We start from the raw sequence: 23,690 nt of genomic DNA on the forward strand, positions 1-23,690 counted from the left end.
GTACCGTTACCCTAAAGAAACAACAAATTAAACAGGATTTAGGTAATGAACTTGCCCTCACTGTCTGAAAAAAACAAAAGAGAGAATAATCATTACCTTTCAAACGGTGATTTCTTTTCCTCCGGGCGTTTATATCGCCCATTTTCATAAGAGACATAATTTTGAAAATCTGGAAATAGGCTTCTCTTGGTATGTCCATACTCATCTAACTTAGCTTTTAAATATTTTTTTAACAAAGTATATTGATCAGTACCTTGCAGTGTCTTATCTACCAAGTTAACCTTATTCTTTAGGGGTTCAAAACGTCTCTCAAGATTACCTATATATTTATTCTCATTTACATCGAGCTCTTTATCATATTTAAGGTTATTAGCAGCTTTAACTATGTCTTCAATATTATCGTTAAAAAATTCACTGTCTGAGTTCTTTGATACTTCTATAACAACTGTAATACGATTAATTCTTTCAACTTTCTTCTCTAATTCCTTTAGTTTCTTTTTTACATATTTAATAGTGTCAGGGTTATATTCTTTTTTCACTATCTTATCTCTATCTTTTTTCCCTAATAAATTATATAGCTTTTCATAATGTAGAAATGCTCCATTTTGCGCAATCAGACGTTTATTTTTTTGGACCTTCTCAGGGAGATAAACTATATTGTTATCCCTATGTTTCTCTTCTTCAATCTCAAATAATTCAAATTTGGGAGTATGGAAATCCTCGCCATCAATCATAAACAGCAAAGCTGTGTAAGGATTTTTAGACATATCAAGAAGACATGTCCCAAATTCATAATGCTGGAGACGTGAAAAAGCATCATTCCGCTTACTTGAGCCAATGCTACTATCATATTCTAGTTCTTCAGGATATTCTCTCGCTATTTTTTGATATAATCCTTCAAATTTGCTATAAAATTGGGCGCTATTCTTTTCACCATGATAAGTTCTGTTTCTAAAAACAGCTGGAATAGCATCGTGCTTGTTATTAGAATAACCTCTAAAATAATTATATTTAAATCTACTAACCATAAGATCACTACTAGAATTATTAAGTACTATATTTTCTGTCTTAGTTCTTCTTCCATCAAAAATAGAAATTAATTCTTTTAACGTATAAAAGATAGTCCACCCACTTTTTATAGTACCATAGCCTTCTCTATGATAGTAATCACATTTTATTTTATTATTAAGTTTGTATACTTCCCCTACTACATTTAATATTGCAACTTTTTCTTTGTAATTTTCTACATTCTCTGACTTCCTATTTTGTTGTTTAGAACTGCAATCTTTCGTAGTTGCACTTGTTTCATCATCATCTCCTCCTATTTCAGATTTATTACAATCTCTCTCTGAGCCCTTATTATTTTTAATATTTTTATAAATACCCGTAAGAAAATTATTTATTTCTAAATTACTGATGTTTTCTTTCAATAACAAATCATAATCTTTAAAGTCATCAAGTGGAATTCGAAGTTTTCTCTCTTCCAGTAGTTTAACTTGTTCACGGCTTGAACTAGACAAAATATATGAGAGCATCCTATTAGAAAAGTACTCAAAATCATAGATTAAGCCTTCATTGACGCCTATATTATCTTCCCTTACTTTCAAATATAGCTCTCCAAAGCTTTCTGACTTTCGTATTATTCTTTTTATTTTTTGTATAATTTTTTTTCGTGAACGATTCTTTTTTTCTTCGTGATTTGCAATGTGTTGATATACCCATGCAGCAAAAGCGTCTTGATGCTTATTTTTAAATATATTAAAAAAAGACTGTTGTAAATTTTTACTGAGGAATTCTATGTGCCCTTTTAAATTTTGTTGGTCATTGTAGTCAATTTCTTTTACTATAAAACGACTTTTTTCAAATGAGTTAGAAGCTTGGGTAGGGTTTGGATAATATATAGAACTATTTTCACTTGTCTTCTCCTCAGTTTCAGGAATTCTGCTTACCTCATCTTTTCTTACTTCACAAGATATTGTAAGTTTGATATCGTTAAAAATTATTTTATCAATTAACTTATTATCATTATCACTATCATTAAACAAATCGTACATAGATTTATAAAAAATTTTGATAGCTTTTTGATTCTCAATAGTATTATTATCACTATGATTAAACAAATCGTACATAGATTTATTAAAAATTTTGATAGCTTTTTGATTCTCAATAGTATCATTATTACTATCATTAAACAAATCGTACATAGATTTATAAAGAATTTTGATAACTTTTTGATTCTCAATAGTATCATTAACTTTATCAGACATTTCTAACTCTCCTCAATAGATATAATCTAAAAATTTTAATCGCTTATACACTGCAAATTCCGAAACATCTGTTTTATCAGAAATATATTTAATTAACTCATTGACATCTTTATTAAACATTTTATTTAAGTCGCTATCGCATTTTTCATTTTTGTATTCAATAATTATATTTTCTAATAGTTTTTTTGGTAGAAGTGTTTCATAGGCAAATTGATTAGCTTTGGCTTCATAAGAAGGGCGTGAAAATGATTTATTACGATCCAAATAAGCACTTGAATCTTCAAATAAATAATGAGCCAGCTCATGAGCACATGCATAATGTCTATCTTCATTTGATAAATACTTATTAATGTATACGTTTTTTCTTTTACTATCGTAAAAAGCATCTACCGTCATCCCGCTGGACTTAAAAAAACTAGGACCATTAAATTTTTTATACGCCTTGATAATAGAAACGATATCAATTTTTTGGACTTCTTGATTATCGTTATTTTTATCTATAATATCTTCTATTGCTTTTCTATATTCTTCAATTCTGGTACTTGTTTTTTCATTGAAAATTTCCTCCTTATATAGGTCTTCTGACTCTAGCAAACTTTTGTATGACAAGTTATCATTTTTTTGTAAACCTTTAATTTTAGGGGTATTTATTAGCATATATCCCTCTTCTTTCTTTTTTAGATATTTTTAAATATGATTCTAACATAAAATGGGTTATTTAACGCTATGTAAGTGTTTTCTGATAACAGTTTCAAGGATTTTGTTATAATCAACCCACTACAGTTGATAAAGAGTCAAAAAAGGAAGCCCATTGACTTCCTAAATTCAGATATGGATTTCCTTCAATTAAACATTCGTTTGAGATGTTTTTTAGCATTCTTATCAAAGCCAACCAGATTCTTTTGCAATATTGGCTGCCTCTGTTCGATTACCAGCATCTAGTTTCGAAAGAATATTGGTGACATAGTTTCGGACGGTTCCATTTGATAGATAGAGCTGATCTGCGATTTCTTGGTTAGACAAGCCCTGAGCGATTCCCTTTAAAACAGCAATATCTTGTTCTGTCAATGGATTGGGATGCGTCATCACCACTTCCATCAATTCAGGCGAATACTCCTTGCGCCCTTCGAGGACAGTGTGCAAGGTTTGCATGAGGTCTGCAATGCTTCTTTCTTTCAAGACATAAGCATCCACTCCAGCCTTGACCGCACGTTCAAAATAACCAGGGCGCTTGAAGGTTGTCACCACAACCACCTTTGTTTCTAGCTTTTCCGCTCGTATCCACTCCAAAACTTCAAGACCTGTCTTAACAGGCATTTCTACATCAAGGATGGCAATATCTACAGTCTCTTTTTCTAGGAGTTGGATTGCTTCTTGGCCATCCTTAGCTTGTAGGACAGAATCTACATCTGGTTGGAAGGTAAGCAACTGGCACATAGCATCTCGCAACATACTTTGATCTTCTGCAACAAGTAGTTTCATCTTAGTTTCTCTCCTTATAAGGTAGTCGTACTTGCACTTCTGTTGGACACTTCTGACTGATCACCTTTACTTCTCCAGAAAATGGAAGGACACGATCTCGGACAGTATGGAGCTCATCTCCTTTTAGAGAAGCAAAGCCACAGCCATCATCTCTCACTGTTAGAATGAGTTCTTTCTCTGTTCGTTCTAATTTTAAGTAAGCTTTCGATGCTTTGGCATGTTTGATGATATTGGTCACCAATTCAAGCAAAATCATGGAAGCCGTTGATTCTAATTCCTGAGTTAGGCTAGCTGTATCTAGTTGGTGATTGATTTCTGTTTCAATTCCTGCAATTTCCAGCATTTTTTTAACAGTCGTAAATTCGGAGGCAAGGGTTCTGGTTTTAAGATTTTCAATGATGGTACGAACTTCATTCATGGATTCTTTACTGATCTGATGAATTTCTTTTAATTCTTTTTCCACTTGAGGATAGGCTTGCATTTGAAGTAGCTGGAGGGCAAGGTCCGTCTTCACACTCAGCATAGCAAAGGTATGGCCTAGGCTGTCATGGAGGTCCTGCCCGATACGACTGCGTTCATTTTCAGCCAAGAAAAGATTGAGCTTAGCATTTTGCTTTCTCTTTTCTTCTTTTATTTCCTCCGACACTCGAATTCGATAGAGACCAAAGGTAAAGGCATCAGAAAAGACAAAGGTCACCAAGAAAAAGAGCAATTGCCAAGGACTAACATGATTGACCATATAGATTCCGGTCAGAATCAATGGCTGTAGGACAGCAAAACTGACAAAGCGCCAAGAGTGAAAAGAAATCTCATCCAGCTCATAAATGAGGAGGTTAGATAAATAAAAGATAAACCATGTGAAACCCGAATTCAGCCAAACCGATGTATAAAAAATGTAGGCAATCATGACCCACCAGGCTAGCCACTGCACGGTGCGGTTTTGACTTAATAAAATCGAATAGAAGGCTAGGACAAATAATAATGTCCAGAACAAGGTCAAAGGCGGGTACTCTCCACTGATGACACCCGCTATAGGAAAGATGATAAACACTGTTGAAATATGAAACATATAATGAGTGTTTTTTAATTTTTCCAACATAGATTTATTTTACCTCGATCCGTTTTTTCAGCTGGATTACCAAGACACCAAAGAAAACTGTATAGCCTAGTACAATCAAGGCAGCAAGAACGTTAAACTCGTGGTGCTCCATATAAGTAGAGACGACCTGCATAAGCTGGTAGGTTGGGGTCAGTTTTCCAATGGATTGGAGCCATTCTGGAAAGGAACTTAAGGGGAACCATAGTCCACCTAGGACAGCCAAAGCAATATAGGCAATATTTCCAATAACCGTCATCAGTTGAGCACTGGGAAGCAAGCTCACCAAGACACCCATGCTGATAAAGACCACGCTTCCGACCAGCAAAATAGCACCTATTACTAACCAGTCAAGCCAAGGTAGCGTAACTCCACGGACAAAATGACCAACTGAAAAGACAACTATAATTGATAACAAGAAAGTTAGCAGAGTACTGAACAGTTTTGATACATAATATTCTACCATAGATACTGGAGAATGTTGAATCAATTTTTGCCAGTTGTTTGTCTTATCAGATTCGAGTGTGCTAGGAATGCTGAAAAAAGCACTCGACATGATACTAAAGAGCGTCATGGCAAAAAGATAGGCTTGAAGAACGATTTCTGGAATATCTGACCCTGACATCATACCAGAGAATATAAGGTAAAACATACTTGGAAGTCCGATGGATAGCAAGTAGTAGACGGCTTGCCGTTTCATCAGAATAATTTCCACTTTCATGAGACTTGTCATATTTTTCATCGTCAATCTCCTTTAGTCTTGAGTCGTTTCGAAGATACTATCTAAGAGAGTTCGATTGCGAACTTCAATTTCTTCGATCGTGCAGCCCTGTTCTTGCAAGGCTTTCCATACCTGACTGGCTTCTTTGGTTGTGAAGGAAAGGGCATTTTGCTTGATTTCAAGCTCTTGAACTATAGTCAAGGTATTGACAAAATCCTGATAGGTTAGAGGCACGGTAAAGTGTTTTTCTTGTTCTTCACCACGCATAGCATAAGGCGTCGTATCGCGAATCAATTCACCCTTGTGGAGTACCAAAATGCGGTCGGCCGTATGCTCCACCTCTTCAATATAGTGAGAAGAATAGACAATGGTCACACCATTTTTCTTCAACCGATTGACAATTTCCCAAAAATGCTGACGTGTCGAGGTATCCATAGCAGCAGTTGGTTCGTCTAAAAATAGAATTTTCGGACGACCTATTAAAGCCAACACAAAAGAGAACAAACGTTTTTGCCCACCAGACAACTTGCCCGCTAGCTGATTTTTCTGCTTGTCTGAGAATCTTAACAAGTCATCAATTTCTTTGTCTGAGAGACTGTAGGGATAAAGTGACTTGAAAAATGATAGAAGTTCTTTCACTTTCAAGCTTTGAACAACTGCATTTTCTTGGGGCAAGACAGAAATAAGCTGCTTTAATCGAGGATCTGTTGGTGCAAAGCCTTGAATGGCGACCTGACCTGAGCTCATGAACTTGTCGCCCAAGAGGCAATCAAGCAAGGTTGTTTTTCCCGCTCCGTTAGGCCCAATCAAGGCGACACATTCACCATCGTTGATTTCAAAGGCAATGTTCCGCAAGATCTCCTTGTCTTTTATTTTCTTGCTCAATTTTTCAACTTTAATCACAGTCATGAGATTCTCCTTTCAACCACTTCATTCCCATAGGGAAAACGACAAAAATCATAAATCCAAAACCCCAAGCACCACGAATAAATTGGCGAAGCAAGGTTTGGTCAAACCAACCAGTAAACATTTCCACTAACCATACCAAGAGTGACAGGCCGATAAAGAGATAGATGATTGCTTTTTTCATTCCTCAAACTCCTTTTTCACATCTGAGACCAATTTCAAACCTTCTCTGACAAGCCAAGACATCATCCCAAAGCCAGCAAAGAGCTCCCAAGGAAAACGGTAGAAACCCTCGTCCAATCCTGAAAACATGAGATAGGTCATAACTCCTGCTGCTACTAAACTCACTGCGACAATCATTTTATTTTTCATCTCTTCTTCCTCCATTTTCTACTTCAATTATAGCCTTTTGAAGTTGGCGGAGCTAGATGCTTCTGTCACTAGGAAACATGACAAATGTCATAAAAAAAGAAAGTTGAAAAATCAACTTTCTTATTAATCTATTAAATTTTTATTCCACACTAAAAAGATATGGATATACAGGTTGTTGACCTTGGTGAATCTCTACTTCAACATCTTCAAATTCTTCTGCGATTTCTTGGGCAATTTCATTGGCAAGTTCTTCGCTTCCGTCTTCACCGACATAGAAAGTCACGATTTCACTATCTTCGTCCAACATATGTTTCAAAGTTTCAGTCAAGGTTTGGTGCATGTCAGGGTTTGACACGAGGATTTTCCCATCTACCATACCAAGATTGTCATTTTCATGGATTTCCAAACCATCGATAGTTGTGTCACGAACGGCAGTCGTTACACTACCGCTGATGACATCGCCAAGAGCTGCAGTCATGCGTTCTTTATTTTCTTCGATAGACTTGCTTGGGTCAAAGGCAAGGAGGCTCGTCAAACCTTGAGGAATTGTACGTGCTTCTACCACAACAGCAGGTTGTTCAAGCACTTCAGCCGCAGACTGAGCTGCCATAAAGATATTTTTGTTGTTTGGTAAGAAGATAATGTTGCGAGCATTGACTTGCTCAACAGCCCTGATAAAGTCTTCTGTTGAAGGGTTCATCGTCTGCCCGCCTTCGATGACATAATCCACACCTTGGGCACGGAAGATATCTGCCAATCCTTGACCAGCTACTACTGCGATAAGGGCATATTCCTTCTCCTCAGCTGGCTTGCTGACTTGTGCTGCTTCTTTTTCAACTTGTGCTTCGTGTTGGTTACGCATGTTGTCCACTTTAACCTTGACCAAGCTACCATATTTAAGTCCTTCTTGCATAACAAGACCTGGATCTTCAGTATGGACGTGAACTTTGACAATCTCATCATCGTTGACAACAAGAAGAGAATCCCCTAGGTCATTCAAGTAGTTACGGAATTCATCATAATCAAAATCTTTGGCATAAGTTGGACCTTGTTTGAGAGCTACCATGATTTCCGTACAGTAACCGAAGGTAATATCTTCAGTTGCCACATGACCTGCTACAGACTTGTGGTGCTCTGCATTGATCATTTCACTCATGTTGGCAGGGGTCGCTACAAAGTCTTCTGAAGCACTGTATTCACCAGTAAGAGCTGAAAGGAATCCTTCGTAGATGAAGACCAAACCTTGACCGCCTGAGTCTACCACACCAACTTCCTTAAGAACTGGAAGCATTTCCGGTGTCTTAGCTAAAGCTCTCTTAGCACCTTCTAAGGCTGCTCGCATGACCTCAACAGCATCATCTGTCTCCTCGGCTTTTTTCTTAGCCCCAATGGCCGCACCACGAGAAACTGTCAAAATAGTTCCCTCAACTGGTTTCATAACTGCTTTATAAGCTACTTCGACACCAGATTGGAAAGCAAGAGCCAAGTCTTGACCTGTTAATTCGTCTTTTTCCTTAATAGCTTGGGAAAATCCACGGAAGAGCTGAGAAGTGATAACCCCTGAGTTTCCACGCGCACCCATCAAGAGCCCCTTAGCAAGAATGCTCGCCACTTCTCCAACTGTAGAAGCTGGCTTGTCTGCTACTTCTTTAGCACCATTTTCGATGGTCATTCCCATGTTTGTCCCAGTATCTCCATCTGGAACTGGAAAGACGTTTAATGAATTGACATATTCTGCTTGCTTATTCAAACGAGTTGATGCAGCCTGCACCATCTCTTGAAATAAGCTGGTAGTAATTTTTGACACGATTATTCTCCTACAACTTTGATATTTTGAATGTAGACATTCACAGTCTGAGCAGTAATTCCTAGTTGGTTTTCCAAGCTAAAACGAACGCTCCCTTGGATGTTTTTTGAGACTTCACTAATCTTTGTTCCGTAGCTCAACACGGTATAAACATCAACTGCAATGCTGCCATCCTCGGCTGCCTTCACGACAACACCTTTTGCATAATTTTCCTTACCAAGAAGGGCTTGGAAATTATCTTTGAGGGTATTTTTGCTAGCCATACCGACCACACCAAAAATCTCAGTTGCTGCACCACCTACAACGGTTGCAATCACTTCATCTGTCAGTTCGATTTGACCATCTTTTGTATTAATTTTTACAGTCATTTTTTTTACCTCAACTAGTTGATACTTTATTTTATCATATTTCATCCCAAGTGTAAAAGCAGAATGCTGTATCGGCAGATATTTACTCTATTTTTCAAATGGTTTTATCTATAGAGCAAAAGAAAAAGACCAGTTAGGTCTTTTCATTTTTATTAAACGCGTTCAACTTTACCTGATTTCAAAGCACGAGCTGAAGCCCAAACTTTTTTAGGTTTACCATCGATAAGAACAGTAACTTTTTGAAGGTTTGGTTTTACGGCACGTTTTGTTTGGTTCATCGCGTGTGAACGGTTGTTTCCAGATACAGTCTTACGACCTGTAAAGTAACATACTTTAGCCATTATGTTTTCCTCCTATTAGATCTAATATAGCGGATGTGCTAGCACCACATACCGTACTATGTTATCACACTTTCTTGAATTTATCAAGAGAATTAAAATATTTTTTTATTTGACGTAAACAACACCAAGTTTACCAAAAGCGACTTCTCCACGGATAATCAAGGTTTTGTTAGTCGGCGCTACAGGAGCGTCCGCCTTGGCTGCACCAAAGGATGTTTCTACTTTCAAGTCTACACGCCAGTGTTGTGGAACATAGACAGTTGCATTACCAAAAGCCACTTCGATATTCAGAGTGGCAAAATCACCTAACATCTCTGCGTTATCATAGTAGATTTTTGCGTCACCAAAAGCGACTTCCACTTGGTCGGCTACAAGATCTTGATCTTGCTTATAGAAAGTTCCACTACCAAAAGCGACTTCCTTATCCGTGACAACTGTTCGCTCACCGTTGTACCACCATTTTTTCCCATACCAAAACTTACTTGAGTGAGTGAGGTAGCCGACACCTAGCACTGCTAAGATACTAGCCCAAAATAAAGACTGATTTGGGATAGGCAAAATGTTATAAAAATGATTCGCAATCATTAAGGCTACTAGAGCGGTAAAAACTGCTGATGTTAGATGACGACGAAGCAAAGCTTCAACTGATTGGTAAGCAAAAAAGGCGATCCCAATCAAAGGCCATATTTTACCATCCAAAGAAGGAATGCCAAAATTTCCTTGCAGCAAGATCCAGGCTGCTAAAACCAATAAAACAATACCAAATGCTTTCTTTTTCATGTCTGTTACCTCATGTTTCTTAGATTTTCTTTTAGGAGGGATTGGTAATGCCGTGAGACATGAACCTCCTTGTGGGTCTGATAAAAGGAAATGGTGCCCGTTCCTGAAAAGGACTTGTCCACTGAGTAAATCTGACGGATGTTTGCGATAGTTGACTTGGATACTCGAATAAAATAACGAGGCAAAATGGACTCCAACTCATAGAGCTTGAGGCGAACCTCATAGGCTTCCTTCTGGGTATGAGCGTAAATCTTGCTCCCTTCTGTCTCAAAGAAGAGGATTTCCGATAGGTCTAGATAATATTCACCTGTCCCCTTGTAAAAAGTTAACCTCGGAGCCTTTGACTCTTGCAAGAGCCGTTGCAAGTCTGCAATTTCATCTGTCAAAGTGGGGGTCTTGATGACAATTTCAGTCTCCTCTAAATTGCCGTCAATCTCAATTCGTAACTTCATCACATCTCCTTTCTGACTCTACTATATCAAAGCTAAGATAGGAAAACAAGAGCAAAAAAGCAAGTGGTCAATTTGAAGCAGTAAGTGGTTGTAGGACTAACTTAACTTACATATCAGAATAGGAAGAAAAGGAATCCCCACACCAGACTACAAGCATAACCAACCAAGACATCCTTGGGATAATGAACACCCCCTAAAACCCTCACCAACCCCAGCAAAACTGAAAAGAGCAAGCATGCCAATCCAACAGGTAGACTAGCATGCAGACAGGCCATGGAGATGATAGTTGCCGAAAAGACATGGCGACTGGGCATCGACTGTCCCGAACTATCTTTTTCAAGCAGGGGACGGATGTCCCAAGTTTCGTAGGGGCGCGGATGATTGATTTTCTTACGGAAAAGAGACAAAATTATAAAACCTGTTGCAGGAATAAGCACATAAACCCCAACTTGCTTCCCAAGTCCTAGTTGCAGGTAAGTGGTGACTAGCAAGGTCAGGTAGACCAGGGGCATGGCGACTGTCATCAAACGATTGAAACTGCGTAATAGAAATAAAAGGGTGGGATAGCTGGTGAGTCTGGAGCTGATATTTCGATACCATTCTTGATAATTTTTCATTAAATTTCTCATTCATTACCTTGTTTTTGTCTACTGGTGAGACATTTGTCTTCTAGTATAGTGCAGAAAAAGAAGGCCGTCAAGCCTTCTTTTGATTTATTCTTCTGCTTCGTCTTCTGTAAATTGACTATTGTACAAGTCAGCGTAGAAGCCACCTTGCGCCATCAGTTCCTCATGGTTGCCTTGTTCGATGATATTGCCATCTTTCATGACAAGAATCAAGTCGGCATTACGGATGGTTGACAAGCGGTGGGCAATGACAAAGGAAGTTCTTCCCTCCATCAAACGGTCCATAGCTTTTTGGATCAATTCCTCTGTCCGTGTGTCAACAGAAGAAGTCGCTTCATCCAAAATCAAGAGTGGCGCATCCTTGAGAAGGGCACGAGCAATGGTCAAGAGTTGTTTTTGTCCAACAGACAAGGTCACTGTATCATCCAAAATAGTATCGTAACCATCTGGCAAGGTCATAATAAAGTGGTGGATTCCCACAGCCTTGCTCGCTTCCATCATCCGCTCATCACTGATGTTCGTCTGATTATAGATCAGGTTTTCTCGAATCGTTCCTTCAAATAGCCAGGTATCCTGCAAGACCATTGAAAAGGCATCATGCACTTCTGAGCGCTTCATGTCCTTAGTATCCACACCATCGATACGGATACTTCCCTTATCTATCTCATAGAACTTCATCAAAAGATTGACAATGGTGGTCTTACCAGCCCCAGTCGGTCCAACGATAGCGACCTTCTGACCTGCATGAGCTGTCGCAGAAAAGTCATGGATGATGGTGCGCTCTGGTGTATAGCCAAAGGACACGTGATCAAAGACAACTTCACCCTTCATCTTGCTCAATTGTCTTTCCTTATGGGATTCATCTTCCATTTCCTCTTCACCCAGAAATTCAAAGACACGGGTCATGGCTGCACTAGCTTGCTGTAAGCTGGTAATCCCTTGAGCGATTTGAGAAAGGGGCTGAGAAAAGATACGCACGTAAGCCATAAAGGCAACGATAATCCCGATACTGCTGTGCCCATTCAATGCCAAAGCTGCACCAACGATAATCACCAAGACGTAGCTAAAGTTTCCAATGAATATCATGATTGGCATCATAATCCCTGAAATAAACTGAGATTTCCAGATACTGTCATATAGACGATGATTTAATTTCGCAAATTCTTCTTTAGTGCTCTCGATAGCATTGTAACTGGTCACCACATTATGGCCAGAGTACATTTCCTCCACATAACCATTTACAGCTGCCAAATCCTGTTGCTGACTCTTAAAAAAGCCCTGTGACTTGCCCATAAAGATGGACACGAAAACGAAACCGATAAGAGTTGAAACAACCGTAACCAAGGCTAAAATCCAGTTCATGCCAAACATGGTAATCAAAACAGCAATTAGCAAGAGGCTAGCTGAGATAACTGTCCCTAGACTTTGGTTGAGAGATTGTGCCGCCGTATCCACATCATTAGTCACGCGCGAAAGGGTGTCTCCTTGTGAATGACGGTCAAAATAGCCAAGGGGCAAACGATTGATTTTTTCAGCAATTGCTGTCCGCAAACGTTTTGAAAAATGTTGGATACTTGTTGAAAAGATATAGGCCTGTGTATAATTAAGGATGGCTCCAAATACATAGAGAATCACTAAAAAGCTAGCAATACTTGAAACAGCCTCTAAATCAATTCCTGTCATCAAGCCATCTGAAATCAAGTTAGTAATTTCTTTAATCTTAGTTGGACCATAAACAGTAATGATGCTTGAAATGACTGCAGCCACAACTGCTATTAGAAGAGGGAGTTGGAGGCCTGCCATATAAGGTTTGCACTGTTTCCAGACCGACACTTTTTTATTTTCCATGTTCCAATTCCTCCTTCGATAGTTGTGAATAGGCAATTTCTTGGTAAACTTCATTGGTAGCTAGAAGTTCCTTGTGGGTGCCTTGTCCCACGACTTTACCTTGATCCAATACTAAGATCAGGTCGGCATCCATAATGGTAGAAATCCGCTGCGCTACGATAAGCTTGGTCATGGATTTTGTTTTTTCAGCTAGCTCTTGGCGTAAAACACGATCTGTCTTGTAATCCAAAGCTGAGAAAGAGTCATCAAAGATGAGAATCTCTGGTTTACGAGCCAAGGCACGCGCAATGGCCAAACGTTGTCTTTGTCCTCCTGAGAAATTGGTCCCACCTTGGGCCACTTCAGAGGCCAGACCTGCTTCCTTGTCCTCGATAAAGTTTTTAGACTGGGCCAACTCCAAGGCTTCCCACATGTCAACTTCGCTTAGAGGACTTTCTTGACTCTTACCAAAGTCGAGATTGCCCTTGACATCTCCAGAGAAGAGCACAGCTTTTTGTGGAATATAGCCGACCTTATTGCGCAAATCTTCCAAGTCGTAATCTTGCACATTGACACCATCCACTAGGATTTCTCCATCTGATACGTCGTAAAAACGAGGGATCAGATTGACCAAGGTAGATTTACCAGAACCAGTTGAACCGATAAAGGCAACTGTTTGACCCGCTTCGGCTTTAAAAGTAACATGTTCCACAACTGCTTCTGAGTTGTTAGAGTAGCGGAAGGTTACATCACGGAATTCCACTTGTCCCTGAACTGAAGGATCCGCTGTCTGTGCATGACTAGGATTTTCAATAGAGGAATAAAGGTCCAGCACTTGATTGATACGCCCTGCAGAAACCAAGGTACGAGGAAGAACGATAAAGAGCGCTCCCATGAGAAGGAAGCCCATCACGACCTGCATAGCATAGGACATGAAAACCACCATATCACTAAAGAGCGGCAGACGATTTGTTAAACTAGCATCGTTGATAAGATAGGCACCAATCCAATAAATAGCCAAGGTCAAACCGCTGGAAATCGCCATCATAATAGGGTTCATAATCGCCATCAAACGGTTGACAAAGAGATTAAGTCGTGTCACCTCATCATTAGCTTCTTCAAATTTCTGATCTTGATAATCCTCAGCATTATAAGCACGAACAACCCGAATCCCAGTCAGACTTTCACGGGTGATGCTATTGAGTTTATCTGTCAATTTTTGAATGACAGATTGTTTTGGAAAGGCCAGAGTCATGAGAACAGTGGTCATCAAGACATTGACAATGACTGCCACCACTACTGCCCAGAGCCAGTATTCCGACTTCCCAAGGATTTTTCCAATGGCCCAGATGGCCATGATAGGCCCACGAGTCACTACCTGTAAGCCCATGGTAAAGAGCATCTGAATCTGAGTGATATCATTGGTTGTCCGAGTCAAGAGACTAGGAATAGAGAAACGTTTAATTTCTGTCTGAGAATAATCTAATACACGATTAAAAATATCACTACGTAGATGAGCCGTATAGGACGCCGCAACACGAGAAGCAAAAAATCCAACTGTTACAGATGACATAAAAGCTAGAAGAGATAAGCCCATCATCTTCGCAGCAGGAGACCATAGTTGTCCTAACTCCGTACCCGGTGTTCCAATCAATTCTGTTATTTCTGAAATATAGGTCGGCACTTCTAACTCGAGATAGACCGAGAAACAAGTGAAAAGCACGGTGAGTAGGATCATCCCCCACTCTTTTCCTGTAATACGTTTAGCGAGTTTCTTCATTCTCTCCTCCTATTTTTTCTACATTTGCTTGTAGTTTATCAAGGACTTCTTCAAAAATGGTTAGCTTTTCCTTTGAAATTCCTTCCAGTAGACTCCTGTCAATCCGATCAAAGAAAGACTTGACTTGCTTCATCTGAGATCGTGATTTGTCGGTCAAACGAACAAATTTTGCTCGTTTATCACTTGGACTGACCTCTAACTCGACCAAACCATTTTGTACCATACGCTTGACTAAATTACTAGCAACGGACTTGGTGACATTGAGTTCTTGTTCAATATCCTTAATCAAAACCAGATCCTGGTCTTGCTCACGACGATCTAAAAATCTCAGGACCTGCCCTTGCGGTCCACCCATAAATTCAATACCACAGCGTTTGGCTTCTTTCTGCACCATCAGATGAACCTGGTGCCCAAAACGTTTAAAAATCAACATCGGTTTGTCCATGATTGCTCCCTTCTCACGATTTCATATAGTTCTCTGGAGAACTATTCGGTTTCCGTGAGAACTATTTTATCATTTTCAGAAAAGATGTCAAGAAAAAAGTTTCCAAGAGAACTATTTTCTTGATAAAAAATATCCTAAGCAAGTTTATTCTCGCTTAGGATGATCTTCTCTTATTCAAATTAGAATCCATCTACGTTTGTGTAGATCTTTTGTACGTCTTCGTCGTCCTCAAGAACGCTGTAAAGTTTTTCAAAAGTTTCAAGGTCATCACCTGACAACTCAACCTCTGATTGAGGAATCATTTCCAATTCAGTCACTTGGAATTCTTCTACACCTGACTCACGAAGGGCAACGATAGCCTTATGAAGGTCAGTTGGAGCTGTGTAAACAGTGATTGTTCCATCTTCTGCTTCGACATCGTCCACGTCCACATCTGCTTCTAGCAATTGCTCAAAGACTGCATCTGCATCTTCACCTGCAAATACGATAACACCCTTATTGTCAAAAAGGTATGAAACCGAACCTGAAGCACCCATGTTTCCGCCGTTTTTACCAAAAGCTGCACGAACATTAGCTGCGGTACGGTTGACGTTTGAAGTCAAGGTATCAACAATCAGCATAGAACCATTTGGTCCAAATCCTTCGTAACGTCCTTCTGTAAAGGTTTCGTCTGTGTTTCCTTTTGCTTTATCAATCGCTTTATCGATAACGTGCTTTGGCACTTGGGCTTGTTTAGCACGGTCGATAACGAATTTCAAAGCAGTATTTGATTCTGGGTCTGGATCACCTTTTTTAGCTGCTACATAGATTTCTACACCAAATTTTGCATATACTTTAGAGTTAGCTCCATCTTTAGCCGTTTTCTTGGCTACGATATTGGCCCATTTACGTCCCATTAGGAATCTCCTTTTTTCACATTTTAATCTTTCTTATTATAACACAAGTTTTTTCGATTTTCACTAGAGGAAATGGATTTTATTCAGCAAATCCAGCTAGGATTATCCTTTAGTTGCCAAGATTGCCTTGCCCTCTTTTATCAAGGGGTGACGAAAAAGCGAGAAGTAAAGTTGGATAGTCATGGCAACCCAGATAAGGGGTTCACAGAGGATAACTCCCCTATACCCTGCCCAAGGGATAATCAAGACCACAAAAACGATTTTGCCGATTAGTTCAATAAAGCTAGAAACTAGAGGGAGGACTTTCTGACCCAATCCCTGCAAGCAATTGCGATAAATCAGTAAAAGGCTCAAAATCGGATAAAAGACTGAACTGATTTGCAAGTAGAGACTACCATTTTCTACCAAGTAATTATCCGTTGAACTGGCCAAGAAGGAAACCAAGGCTGGACTGGCAAAAAAGAGGAAAATACAAACAAAACCTGCCCAGAACATGCTCAAACGACTCCCAATACCAAGACCTTGAACAATGCGGTCTGGTCGCTGAGCCCCAAGATTCTGAGAAGCAAAGGTCGTCATGGCAGAAGAAATAGCCGTCATAGGAAGCAGAGCAAAGGCCATAATGCGTCGAGCCGCTGTTTGCGCACTTATAATCACAGCTCCAAAGGTATTGACAGAAGACTGTAAAATCACACTACCGATAGACACAATCGAACTCATCAATCCCATAGCCAAACCTTGCTCCAAAAGATCCGCGTACAAGGCCTTGTCCCATTTGAAATGTTTAAACTGTGGTAAGAGTTCTGGAACGCTCTTGCGGATATAATAAAAGCAAAGAACCGCTGACAAACCTTGCGAAATGATGGTAGCAAGTCCCGCAGATTGAACTCCCAGTTGCAGTTGCGTGATAAAATAGAGATCTAAAACCACATTGACCAGAGCAGAGAAAATCAGAAAACCAAGCGCAGCCAGACTGTCACCAATGGACCGCAACAAGCCTGCAAAGAGATTATAAGCAAAGCTGACACCGACACAGGTCACAATCATAGAAATATATTGATAGGACTGGGGAAGGATTTCCGCCGGAGTATCTAAGTATTGCAAGAGTGGATAGAGGCCGACAAATCCCATCAGCATAACTAAAATACTTAGAAGCCCTCCTAATATCCAAGTTGCAGCAACCGCTTCTTTAATTTTAGTGAAATTACGAGCCCCATAATAGCGAGCAATGACAATCCCCATGCCATTTCCCACACCAAGCGTAAAGCCTATAATCAAGTCAAAAATGGCCGTTGTTGCTCCTACTGCTGCCAAGGATTCTTGGCCAAGAAAACGCCCAACAATCAAGACGTCAGCCGTATTATAAAGCTGTTGAAAGATATTAGACAGTAAGATTGGAAAGGCAAAGCTTAAAAGCGAAGGAAGGATTGGACCATTGACCAAATCCACTTTTCTTTTCTTATTCATAAAGCTATTATATCAGCTTTCTAAAGGAGCGACAAGAATTGCTTGGATTTCTTAAAATCAATTGCTTACAGAGGGACAATTTGCTATAATCAAGAAAAGGAGGTCATTTATGAGTTTGACCAGTCAATTAATAACCGATGCATTTCCGGATCTTGATAAGGTTGAAAAGCTAAACAAGGAAGCTTTCCCTGAGGAAGAACGAGTCCCTCTGTCAGAGTTTTTACGCTATCAAGACCGAGATGACGCCCACTTCTTTGCCTTTTATAACCAGGAAGAGTTTGTCGGCTTTGCTTTCTCTATTTCCAACCCCAAAGCTTTCTATATCAGCTTTTTTGCCATCATGCCCCACCTGAGAAGCCACGGGTACGGAAAGGAAATTATCGAAAAGCTGACTGATTTTTACCAGCGAACCATGTTGCTTGAAGTCGAGCGATTGGATGAAGAATGCGATAACTTGGAGCAGAGAAAGGCCCGCATGGATTTCTATCGCCAAAATGGTTTCAAAACAGCCAACGCTTTTCTAGAGTACGATGATTTGAGTTTTGAAATTCTCTACCGCGGTGACCATTTCGACGAGGAAGCCTATCGCGACATCTTCCAGAAATTGCAAGATGAACATTACTTTGACTTTCATATCGAGTATCGTCGTTTTAGTGACCATTAGTTCTTTCATCTGAAACAAACATAAAAAGTAGCAGTTCCTATCTGCTACTTTTTATGTTATTCTTCGATTTCGATTTCAAGTCCATCGCCTAGGTCAAGTGTTACTTCTTGGTTAGGTGCTAGATCCTCAACGCCAGAAGTAGGAGTTGTCCCTTCTTCATCTTCAATCAAGCCATATTGAACACGAACTTGATGGTCAATGGCATCAAAAATTTCTGGGTGATCTGCCAAGTATTTCTTAGCATTTTCAGATCCTTGTCCGATTTTTTCACCCTTGTAAGAGTACCATGCTCCGGCTTTTTGGATGATATCCAGGTCACTTGCAATCTTCAAGAGCTCACCGGTCTTAGAAATTCCTTCTCCATACATGATTTCAACAAAGGCTTCCTTAAACGGTGGAGCCACCTTATTTTTAACAACCTTAATCTTGGTTTCCTTACCGACATTGGTATCTTTTTGGTCACCAGTTCCCTTGATTTGTGTGCTTCCACGAACATCCAAACGGACTGAAGCATAGAATTTCAGAGCACGTCCACCGGGAGTTGTTTCTGGATTTCCAAACATGACTCCAACTTTTTCACGCAATTGGTTGATAAAGATAGCAATTGTTTTTGTCTTATTGATAGAAGCTCCAAGTTTACGCATGGCCTGACTCATCATACGAGCCTGCAAACCAACGTGGCTGTCTCCAATGTCCCCATCAATTTCCGCACGAGGTACAAGAGCCGCAACCGAGTCAATAACAACAAGGTCAACTGCACCTGAGTCAATCAATTTTCCTGCAATTTCAAGACCTTGCTCCCCTGAGTCTGGTTGTGACAAGAGCAACTCGTCAATGTTCACACCAAGGGCCGCAGCATAGGCTGGGTCAAGCGCATGCTCGGCATCGATAAAGGCCGCAATGCCACCTTCTTTCTGTGCTTGCGCTACTGCGTGAAGGGCAACTGTTGTTTTACCAGATGATTCTGGTCCATAGATTTCGATGATACGTCCCTTAGGATAGCCACCTGATCCAAGTGCAATATCAAGCGCCAATGAGCCTGAGCTCATCACTTGCACTTTTTGCTCCGCACGCTCACCCAAGCGCATGATTGAACCCTTACCAAAGTCTTTCTCAATCAATTTAAGGGCATCGTTCAAAGCCTTTTCACGATCTGCTCCAAATTTTTTTGAAATTTCATCTAATTTTTTTGGTTTTTTCGCCATTCTATTCTCCTGTATTCTAATAGTCCTAAGACCTATCTACTATTATATCAAAAGTTAGTCACTTAATAAAGCCTTGCGAACTAGGTTAAAGGCATGCATAACCGCAATCTGACGAACATCTGCTCGGCTCCGCCCTGCGATATTGACTTTGATAACCTCTGTCCCTTTTGCATGTGCCAAGCCGATAAAGACCGTCCCAGCTGGATGCCCCTCTAGGCTATCTGGCCCAGCCACACCCGTCAAGCTGACTCCATAATCAGACTGAGTCTTGAGCCGTGCCTGTTCTGCCATCTTTTGAGCCGTAAACTCTGAGACGACCCCATGTTTTTTCAGCTCTTGCTCGGAAATATCCAGCATCTTAGACTTTTCTTCTAAACTGTAGGTGACAAAACCGCCATTAAAGATGGCAGAAACGCCCGAAAAGTCTGCTAAAGTAGCCTGAAAGAGGCCTGCCGTCAAACTCTCTGCTGCAGTAATACTTTTCTTTCTCTTCTTAAGCTCTTCTACAACGACACTTGCTAGGCTGGTCTCCTCCCCATATCCATAACAGATGTCTCGCAAAGAAAGTCCCTCGAAAGTCTGGCGATCTAAGATTTGATTTTCCAAGATGTCCAATGCTTGATCAGCCTTTTCTTGACTGACTGCTTTTGTGGACAAGCGCAAGGTCACTTCTCCCGTTTTGGCATAAGGAGCCAAGGTTGGATCAGTTTGTTGGTCAATCAAATCCGCTAAAATAGTCACCAACTGACTTTCACCAATCCCAAAGAAACGGAGCACTCGTGAGTACAACTTAGCACCCGTCATTAACTTAGGTAAGAGCTGATTTAAGACCATGGGTTTCAACTCACTAGGAGGTCCTGGAAGGACTACGTAGGTCACGCCATCTACTTCCGATACCCCTCCTACCGCTAAGCCTGTCTCATTTGGCAGTGGGGTTGCCCCTTCTACAATTTGAGCTTGCCTCTCGTTATTGGGTGTCCGAGCATAGTCTGGCCTTTGAGCAAAAAAGACATCCAGTTTCTCTTGCGCTTGAGGGTCAAACACTAAGTTTTTTCCCAAAAATTTCGCCAGAGTTTGTTTGGTTAAATCATCCTCAGTAGGCCCCAAGCCCCCTGTCAAAATGACTAGACTGCTACGCAAGCTCGCAATCTCTAGCAAGGACATGAGACGCACTTCATTATCTCCGACAGCTGTTTGGAAGTAGACATCTACTCCGATTTCTGCTAGCTTTTCTGACAAAAACTGGGCGTTGGTGTTGACGATCTGCCCTGTCAAAATTTCCGTTCCTACAGCAATGATTTCTGCTTTCATCTTTCCTCCTACCTATCTATTCGAATTTTTTTGAAAAAATCGCAGGAAAGTCCCACGATTTGATTCTTTGTTTTATTCTATCTCTTCGTTTGAAGCATTTGTGGAAGGTGCTGTTCGACCATAAAGATTTTCATACAGAACAGCGTTGGTCTCCAACTCTGCTACGTCCTCTCTCCCTAGGGAACGACGCAAGAGATTTTGCATTTCCAGCATATGCTCCATCGTTACGATTTGATAAGAGATTCCTTGCAACTCAGCATCTTCACCACGAAGTTGATGAGTTTCGATGTTTTTAAAGGAATCTTGGTAACCAAGTAGTTGTGGAATACTGGAGGCAGACAAATCAACATTTGTCTGCATATTATCACTAAGCGCTTTTAAGATAGCTTGATAATGACTGATACTGTTGAGGCTCAAGACCTTTTCCATAATCTTTTGAATGACTTCACGTTGACGTTTTTGACGACCATAGTCTCCCTCAGGATCCTGATAACGCATCCGTGAATAGACCAGGGCTTCCTCACCATTCAAAGTTTGCTCACCGACTCCAATCGAGATTTTATTAAATTCTTCCTGATCAGCAATCGAAATTGGAAAACCGAGTGTGTTGTTGACTGTGATGCCCCCAACTGCATCAACTAGCTGTTGGAGTCCTTGCATGTTGACCATCACATAACGATCAATATGAATGTTCATCATTTTTTGAATGGTTGAAATAGCCAACTCTGCACCGCCATTGGCATAGGCAGCATTGAGTTTTGCTTCCTGAACTTGGCCATTTCCAGTCTCAATCTTGGTCAAAATATCCCGTTCTAAACTCATCATAGTGGTTTTCTTGGTTTTCGGATTGACTGTCAGAAGAATCATGGAATCACTATTCCCCGCCCAAGGGTCTGTACGTTCTACATTTCCCGTATCTACCCCCATCAAAAGAATGGTCAAAGGCTCTGTCGCCTCAATCACGTTGGTTTCTTCACCAATTTTCTTATAAGTTTTTTTACTTAAGGTTTCAGTTCCTTGATAATAAATAGTATAGGCATATGCACCCACACCTAAAGCCGTTACTGCTAGAAAAGCTAGTAGCATTCCGATTATTTTTTTTACCATCTTATCATTTATCTATCAGTCTACCCATCAGGTAAACGTCTAAAAATATCCCTTCTTTTAAATAGGCTCCTCTTTCTTGTAAGCCTTCTATAATAAATCCAAATTTTGAATAGAGGTGGATAGCCGCCTCGTTGCGCTTTTGTACACTGAGCTGCAAACGACGCAGAACTCCACTGGTTTTAGCCCACTCAATTCCCTCTTCAAGGAGTATGCTTCCTAAGCCATGATTCCAAAACTTCCTTTGGATGACCAGAAAGATATCCCCAATATGACGAACCCGTATACGTTGCTCTGCCGTGATGTTCAAAATACCTGCAATTTCATCATTCAGGAGGGCTAGGAGAGTGATTTGGTTATCTGAAGTCGCTTGCTTTTCAATAAAAAGCGCCATTTCAGATTCTGTCATCAGGATACCATTTTCATCCAGACTGGTGAAATCTGTCTCCTGTCCAACTAAATCCAAGAATGCAACCAAAGCAGCGGCATCCTGAGCTTCAGCCTCACGAATACAAAGTTCATACTCCATCTTGAAGCTCCTTAATCAATTCCTCAGCACGAGAACCCTGAGCGGTAAAATAGAGGCGACGACCCTCAGCCTCTTTCAAGAGTTCCAACTCCAAGTAGGAATCTGGCAAATCCTCACCCAAAAGATGTCCCCACTCGATAACGGTCACACCACCACCAAAGAGAAACTCATCCAAGTCAATCGAATCAGCATCCCCCTCAATCCGATAGACATCCAAGTGGTAGAGCGGAAGGCGGCCCTCATACTCTCTCACGATGGTGTAAGTTGGACTTTTGATCATCTGACGAATACCCAAGCCCTTGGCAAGACCCTTGGTAAAGGTTGTTTTACCAGCACCCAATTCCCCAGACAAGATCAAAACATCATTTTTTTGGAGCAAGGTTCCTAGGCGTTCTCCCAGATTGATCAGCTCTTCTTCATTTTTTGTGTACATGTTACTATTATACCAAAAAGTTTTCTTTTGTGTGAATTTTCTTTACAAACTTACTATAACAACTTTGCTAAAATAAGGGATTTTTATTGATAGACAAGTGTTTTTAAAAAAATATACACATAGCGCTAACAAGTAAAATATCTCGGATTACGTGGCCGTAAAAGGAAAATTCTCTTCTCATGGATTTCGGAAATAAAAACCGAGCAAAAATGAAGCCTAAACCAACATAAAAAACAATGGATAAAACTGTCATTGGATTTCTCAAGAACAGCAAGGTTGCGATAACTGTCAGGATAACTGTTTTTTTCTTATTGAGAGTTGCTCCCAAATCTCGGCTGTATTTTTCAAACGGTAAAAAGACAAGTAAATCAATGCCAAACAAGAAAAAGAAGGAGGGCAAGAAAAGGTCTACCAACTCTTGCTGAAAAGCTGTCTGTGTTAAGATAGTCTCCGATAACACCAGACAGACACCTACTAGGTTTAAGACCAACAAGGTACTATAAAATAGTTTCACTTTTTTCTGACTGTTTATAATGCTATGAACATCCTGATTTTGGGTATAAAAGAAATTCATCCCCGCGCACAGACCTGATGCCAATACGATAAACACTAGAAAATAGGCGCTTGATTGCTTTAAGGTTACGATGGTTCCCTTCCACAATAAACAGCTACTCAGACTAATCTGGATCAAAGCCAGTAACAATAAGATGCGAATTGATTTTATCATTTTCAGTCCCCCCTTCGTATACATGATTATACTCTACGTGAAAGATAAAATCCCTCCCCTCTTCTCAAGTGTCTTGTTTTAGCG

At 40.2% G+C, this 23,690-nt stretch carries 26 protein-coding genes; 1 reads left to right on the forward strand and 25 read right to left on the reverse strand.

The window, feature by feature from the left end; genetic code table 11:
• Positions 1-92 precede the first annotated feature (92 nt).
• The 19 genes from M1F97_RS07325 to M1F97_RS07415 form a co-directional block, all read right to left on the reverse strand.
• Positions 93-2,267, reverse strand: coding sequence for an FRG domain-containing protein (locus tag M1F97_RS07325; protein WP_247944689.1), 2,175 nt, complete (start codon positions 2,265-2,267; stop codon positions 93-95).
• Between the two features lie 12 nt (positions 2,268-2,279).
• Positions 2,280-2,924 (reverse strand): ImmA/IrrE family metallo-endopeptidase, encoded by a 645-nt coding sequence (locus M1F97_RS07330; protein WP_247944690.1) that lies wholly within the window; start codon positions 2,922-2,924, stop codon positions 2,280-2,282.
• A 225-nt stretch (positions 2,925-3,149) separates the two neighbouring features.
• On the reverse strand, positions 3,150-3,749 hold the full coding sequence (locus M1F97_RS07335; RefSeq protein ID WP_084975893.1) for a response regulator transcription factor: 600 nt from the start codon (positions 3,747-3,749) through the stop codon (positions 3,150-3,152).
• Position 3,750: 1 nt separating this feature from the next.
• Positions 3,751-4,848 (reverse strand): sensor histidine kinase, encoded by a 1,098-nt coding sequence (locus M1F97_RS07340; RefSeq protein ID WP_084975894.1) that lies wholly within the window; start codon positions 4,846-4,848, stop codon positions 3,751-3,753.
• A 4-nt stretch (positions 4,849-4,852) separates the two neighbouring features.
• Positions 4,853-5,587: an ABC transporter permease gene (locus M1F97_RS07345; RefSeq protein WP_247944691.1), complete on the reverse strand. Its 735-nt coding sequence runs from the start codon at positions 5,585-5,587 to the stop codon at positions 4,853-4,855.
• Between the two features lie 12 nt (positions 5,588-5,599).
• Entirely contained in the window at positions 5,600-6,475 is an 876-nt protein-coding gene (locus tag M1F97_RS07350; protein ID WP_247944692.1) for an ABC transporter ATP-binding protein, read from the reverse strand.
• Positions 6,462-6,656, reverse strand: coding sequence for a hypothetical protein (locus tag M1F97_RS07355; RefSeq protein WP_000709174.1), 195 nt, complete (start codon positions 6,654-6,656; stop codon positions 6,462-6,464). Before M1F97_RS07355 ends, M1F97_RS07350 begins: the two co-directional genes overlap by 14 nt.
• Positions 6,653-6,859, reverse strand: a complete 207-nt coding sequence (locus M1F97_RS07360; protein WP_247944693.1) for a hypothetical protein — start codon at positions 6,857-6,859, stop codon at positions 6,653-6,655. The genes M1F97_RS07355 and M1F97_RS07360 overlap by 4 nt, the downstream gene beginning before the upstream one ends.
• A gap of 124 nt (positions 6,860-6,983) precedes the next feature.
• Positions 6,984-8,651 (reverse strand): DAK2 domain-containing protein, encoded by a 1,668-nt coding sequence (locus tag M1F97_RS07365; RefSeq protein WP_247944694.1) that lies wholly within the window; start codon positions 8,649-8,651, stop codon positions 6,984-6,986.
• Positions 8,652-8,653: 2 nt separating this feature from the next.
• The gene (locus M1F97_RS07370; RefSeq protein ID WP_038804162.1) at positions 8,654-9,019 is read right to left on the reverse strand and encodes an Asp23/Gls24 family envelope stress response protein; all 366 of its coding nucleotides are present in this window, start codon (positions 9,017-9,019) and stop codon (positions 8,654-8,656) included.
• Positions 9,020-9,171: 152 nt separating this feature from the next.
• Complete coding sequence (rpmB, locus tag M1F97_RS07375; protein WP_001140948.1) at positions 9,172-9,360, reverse strand: 50S ribosomal protein L28; 189 nt, start codon at positions 9,358-9,360, stop codon at positions 9,172-9,174.
• A gap of 105 nt (positions 9,361-9,465) precedes the next feature.
• Entirely contained in the window at positions 9,466-10,140 is a 675-nt protein-coding gene (locus M1F97_RS07380; protein WP_247944695.1) for a LiaF transmembrane domain-containing protein, read from the reverse strand.
• A 5-nt stretch (positions 10,141-10,145) separates the two neighbouring features.
• Complete coding sequence (locus M1F97_RS07385) at positions 10,146-10,592, reverse strand: LytTR family DNA-binding domain-containing protein (RefSeq protein ID WP_247944696.1); 447 nt, start codon at positions 10,590-10,592, stop codon at positions 10,146-10,148.
• Between the two features lie 113 nt (positions 10,593-10,705).
• Positions 10,706-11,209: a phosphatase PAP2 family protein gene (locus tag M1F97_RS07390; protein ID WP_247944705.1), complete on the reverse strand. Its 504-nt coding sequence runs from the start codon at positions 11,207-11,209 to the stop codon at positions 10,706-10,708.
• A 96-nt stretch (positions 11,210-11,305) separates the two neighbouring features.
• Positions 11,306-13,066 (reverse strand): ABC transporter ATP-binding protein, encoded by a 1,761-nt coding sequence (locus M1F97_RS07395; protein ID WP_247944697.1) that lies wholly within the window; start codon positions 13,064-13,066, stop codon positions 11,306-11,308.
• The gene (locus M1F97_RS07400; protein ID WP_247944698.1) at positions 13,056-14,825 is read right to left on the reverse strand and encodes an ABC transporter ATP-binding protein; all 1,770 of its coding nucleotides are present in this window, start codon (positions 14,823-14,825) and stop codon (positions 13,056-13,058) included. Before M1F97_RS07400 ends, M1F97_RS07395 begins: the two co-directional genes overlap by 11 nt.
• Entirely contained in the window at positions 14,809-15,270 is a 462-nt protein-coding gene (locus tag M1F97_RS07405; protein WP_247944699.1) for a MarR family winged helix-turn-helix transcriptional regulator, read from the reverse strand. Before M1F97_RS07405 ends, M1F97_RS07400 begins: the two co-directional genes overlap by 17 nt.
• A gap of 179 nt (positions 15,271-15,449) precedes the next feature.
• Positions 15,450-16,166, reverse strand: a complete 717-nt coding sequence (locus M1F97_RS07410; RefSeq protein WP_247944700.1) for a YebC/PmpR family DNA-binding transcriptional regulator — start codon at positions 16,164-16,166, stop codon at positions 15,450-15,452.
• Between the two features lie 102 nt (positions 16,167-16,268).
• Positions 16,269-17,633, reverse strand: coding sequence for an MATE family efflux transporter (locus M1F97_RS07415; protein ID WP_169447145.1), 1,365 nt, complete (start codon positions 17,631-17,633; stop codon positions 16,269-16,271).
• 109 nt (positions 17,634-17,742) lie between these two features.
• Between M1F97_RS07415 and M1F97_RS07420 the strand changes: the two genes are divergently transcribed.
• Positions 17,743-18,297, forward strand: a complete 555-nt coding sequence (locus tag M1F97_RS07420; RefSeq protein WP_000060279.1) for a GNAT family N-acetyltransferase — start codon at positions 17,743-17,745, stop codon at positions 18,295-18,297.
• A 56-nt stretch (positions 18,298-18,353) separates the two neighbouring features.
• On the opposite strand, the gene recA is transcribed toward M1F97_RS07420, so the two are convergent.
• From recA to M1F97_RS07450, 6 genes are all read right to left on the reverse strand, one after another.
• Positions 18,354-19,502 carry a recombinase RecA gene (gene recA, locus M1F97_RS07425; RefSeq protein WP_169447144.1) on the reverse strand — a complete coding sequence of 383 codons (1,149 nt, stop codon included), beginning with the start codon at positions 19,500-19,502 and terminating at the stop codon, positions 18,354-18,356.
• 54 nt (positions 19,503-19,556) lie between these two features.
• On the reverse strand, positions 19,557-20,813 hold the full coding sequence (locus M1F97_RS07430; protein ID WP_247944701.1) for a competence/damage-inducible protein A: 1,257 nt from the start codon (positions 20,811-20,813) through the stop codon (positions 19,557-19,559).
• A gap of 72 nt (positions 20,814-20,885) precedes the next feature.
• The gene (brpA, locus tag M1F97_RS07435; RefSeq protein ID WP_125453962.1) at positions 20,886-21,920 is read right to left on the reverse strand and encodes a biofilm formation/cell division transcriptional regulator BrpA; all 1,035 of its coding nucleotides are present in this window, start codon (positions 21,918-21,920) and stop codon (positions 20,886-20,888) included.
• A gap of 4 nt (positions 21,921-21,924) precedes the next feature.
• Complete coding sequence (locus M1F97_RS07440; protein ID WP_247944702.1) at positions 21,925-22,446, reverse strand: GNAT family N-acetyltransferase; 522 nt, start codon at positions 22,444-22,446, stop codon at positions 21,925-21,927.
• Positions 22,436-22,879, reverse strand: a complete 444-nt coding sequence (gene tsaE, locus M1F97_RS07445) for a tRNA (adenosine(37)-N6)-threonylcarbamoyltransferase complex ATPase subunit type 1 TsaE (protein ID WP_061417733.1) — start codon at positions 22,877-22,879, stop codon at positions 22,436-22,438. Before tsaE ends, M1F97_RS07440 begins: the two co-directional genes overlap by 11 nt.
• A 103-nt stretch (positions 22,880-22,982) precedes the next feature.
• Positions 22,983-23,606: a hypothetical protein gene (locus M1F97_RS07450; RefSeq protein ID WP_206283193.1), complete on the reverse strand. Its 624-nt coding sequence runs from the start codon at positions 23,604-23,606 to the stop codon at positions 22,983-22,985.
• Positions 23,607-23,690 lie beyond the last annotated feature (84 nt).

Source organism: Streptococcus oralis, assembly GCF_023110435.1.
Lineage (GTDB): Bacteria > Bacillota > Bacilli > Lactobacillales > Streptococcaceae > Streptococcus > Streptococcus oralis_CF.

Excerpts from the sequence above, each read along its gene's own strand:
- M1F97_RS07325 (WP_247944689.1), bottom strand. The coding sequence starts at position 2,267 with ATGTCTGATAAAGTTAATGATACTATTGAGAATCAAAAAGTTATCAAA.
- M1F97_RS07330 (WP_247944690.1), bottom strand. The coding sequence starts at position 2,924 with ATGCTAATAAATACCCCTAAAATTAAAGGTTTACAAAAAAATGATAAC.
- M1F97_RS07335 (WP_084975893.1), bottom strand. The coding sequence starts at position 3,749 with ATGAAACTACTTGTTGCAGAAGATCAAAGTATGTTGCGAGATGCTATG.
- M1F97_RS07340 (WP_084975894.1), bottom strand. The coding sequence starts at position 4,848 with ATGTTGGAAAAATTAAAAAACACTCATTATATGTTTCATATTTCAACA.
- M1F97_RS07345 (WP_247944691.1), bottom strand. The coding sequence starts at position 5,587 with ATGAAAAATATGACAAGTCTCATGAAAGTGGAAATTATTCTGATGAAA.
- M1F97_RS07350 (WP_247944692.1), bottom strand. The coding sequence starts at position 6,475 with ATGACTGTGATTAAAGTTGAAAAATTGAGCAAGAAAATAAAAGACAAG.
- M1F97_RS07355 (WP_000709174.1), bottom strand. The coding sequence starts at position 6,656 with ATGAAAAAAGCAATCATCTATCTCTTTATCGGCCTGTCACTCTTGGTA.
- M1F97_RS07360 (WP_247944693.1), bottom strand. The coding sequence starts at position 6,859 with ATGGAGGAAGAAGAGATGAAAAATAAAATGATTGTCGCAGTGAGTTTA.
- M1F97_RS07370 (WP_038804162.1), bottom strand. The coding sequence starts at position 9,019 with ATGACTGTAAAAATTAATACAAAAGATGGTCAAATCGAACTGACAGAT.
- rpmB (WP_001140948.1), bottom strand. The coding sequence starts at position 9,360 with ATGGCTAAAGTATGTTACTTTACAGGTCGTAAGACTGTATCTGGAAAC.
- M1F97_RS07380 (WP_247944695.1), bottom strand. The coding sequence starts at position 10,140 with ATGAAAAAGAAAGCATTTGGTATTGTTTTATTGGTTTTAGCAGCCTGG.
- M1F97_RS07385 (WP_247944696.1), bottom strand. The coding sequence starts at position 10,592 with ATGAAGTTACGAATTGAGATTGACGGCAATTTAGAGGAGACTGAAATT.
- M1F97_RS07390 (WP_247944705.1), bottom strand. The coding sequence starts at position 11,209 with ATGAAAAATTATCAAGAATGGTATCGAAATATCAGCTCCAGACTCACC.
- M1F97_RS07395 (WP_247944697.1), bottom strand. The coding sequence starts at position 13,066 with ATGGAAAATAAAAAAGTGTCGGTCTGGAAACAGTGCAAACCTTATATG.
- M1F97_RS07400 (WP_247944698.1), bottom strand. The coding sequence starts at position 14,825 with ATGAAGAAACTCGCTAAACGTATTACAGGAAAAGAGTGGGGGATGATC.
- M1F97_RS07405 (WP_247944699.1), bottom strand. The coding sequence starts at position 15,270 with ATGGACAAACCGATGTTGATTTTTAAACGTTTTGGGCACCAGGTTCAT.
- M1F97_RS07410 (WP_247944700.1), bottom strand. The coding sequence starts at position 16,166 with ATGGGACGTAAATGGGCCAATATCGTAGCCAAGAAAACGGCTAAAGAT.
- M1F97_RS07415 (WP_169447145.1), bottom strand. The coding sequence starts at position 17,633 with ATGAATAAGAAAAGAAAAGTGGATTTGGTCAATGGTCCAATCCTTCCT.
- M1F97_RS07420 (WP_000060279.1), top strand. The coding sequence starts at position 17,743 with ATGAGTTTGACCAGTCAATTAATAACCGATGCATTTCCGGATCTTGAT.
- recA (WP_169447144.1), bottom strand. The coding sequence starts at position 19,502 with ATGGCGAAAAAACCAAAAAAATTAGATGAAATTTCAAAAAAATTTGGA.
- M1F97_RS07430 (WP_247944701.1), bottom strand. The coding sequence starts at position 20,813 with ATGAAAGCAGAAATCATTGCTGTAGGAACGGAAATTTTGACAGGGCAG.
- brpA (WP_125453962.1), bottom strand. The coding sequence starts at position 21,920 with ATGGTAAAAAAAATAATCGGAATGCTACTAGCTTTTCTAGCAGTAACG.
- M1F97_RS07440 (WP_247944702.1), bottom strand. The coding sequence starts at position 22,446 with ATGGAGTATGAACTTTGTATTCGTGAGGCTGAAGCTCAGGATGCCGCT.
- tsaE (WP_061417733.1), bottom strand. The coding sequence starts at position 22,879 with ATGTACACAAAAAATGAAGAAGAGCTGATCAATCTGGGAGAACGCCTA.
- M1F97_RS07450 (WP_206283193.1), bottom strand. The coding sequence starts at position 23,606 with ATGATAAAATCAATTCGCATCTTATTGTTACTGGCTTTGATCCAGATT.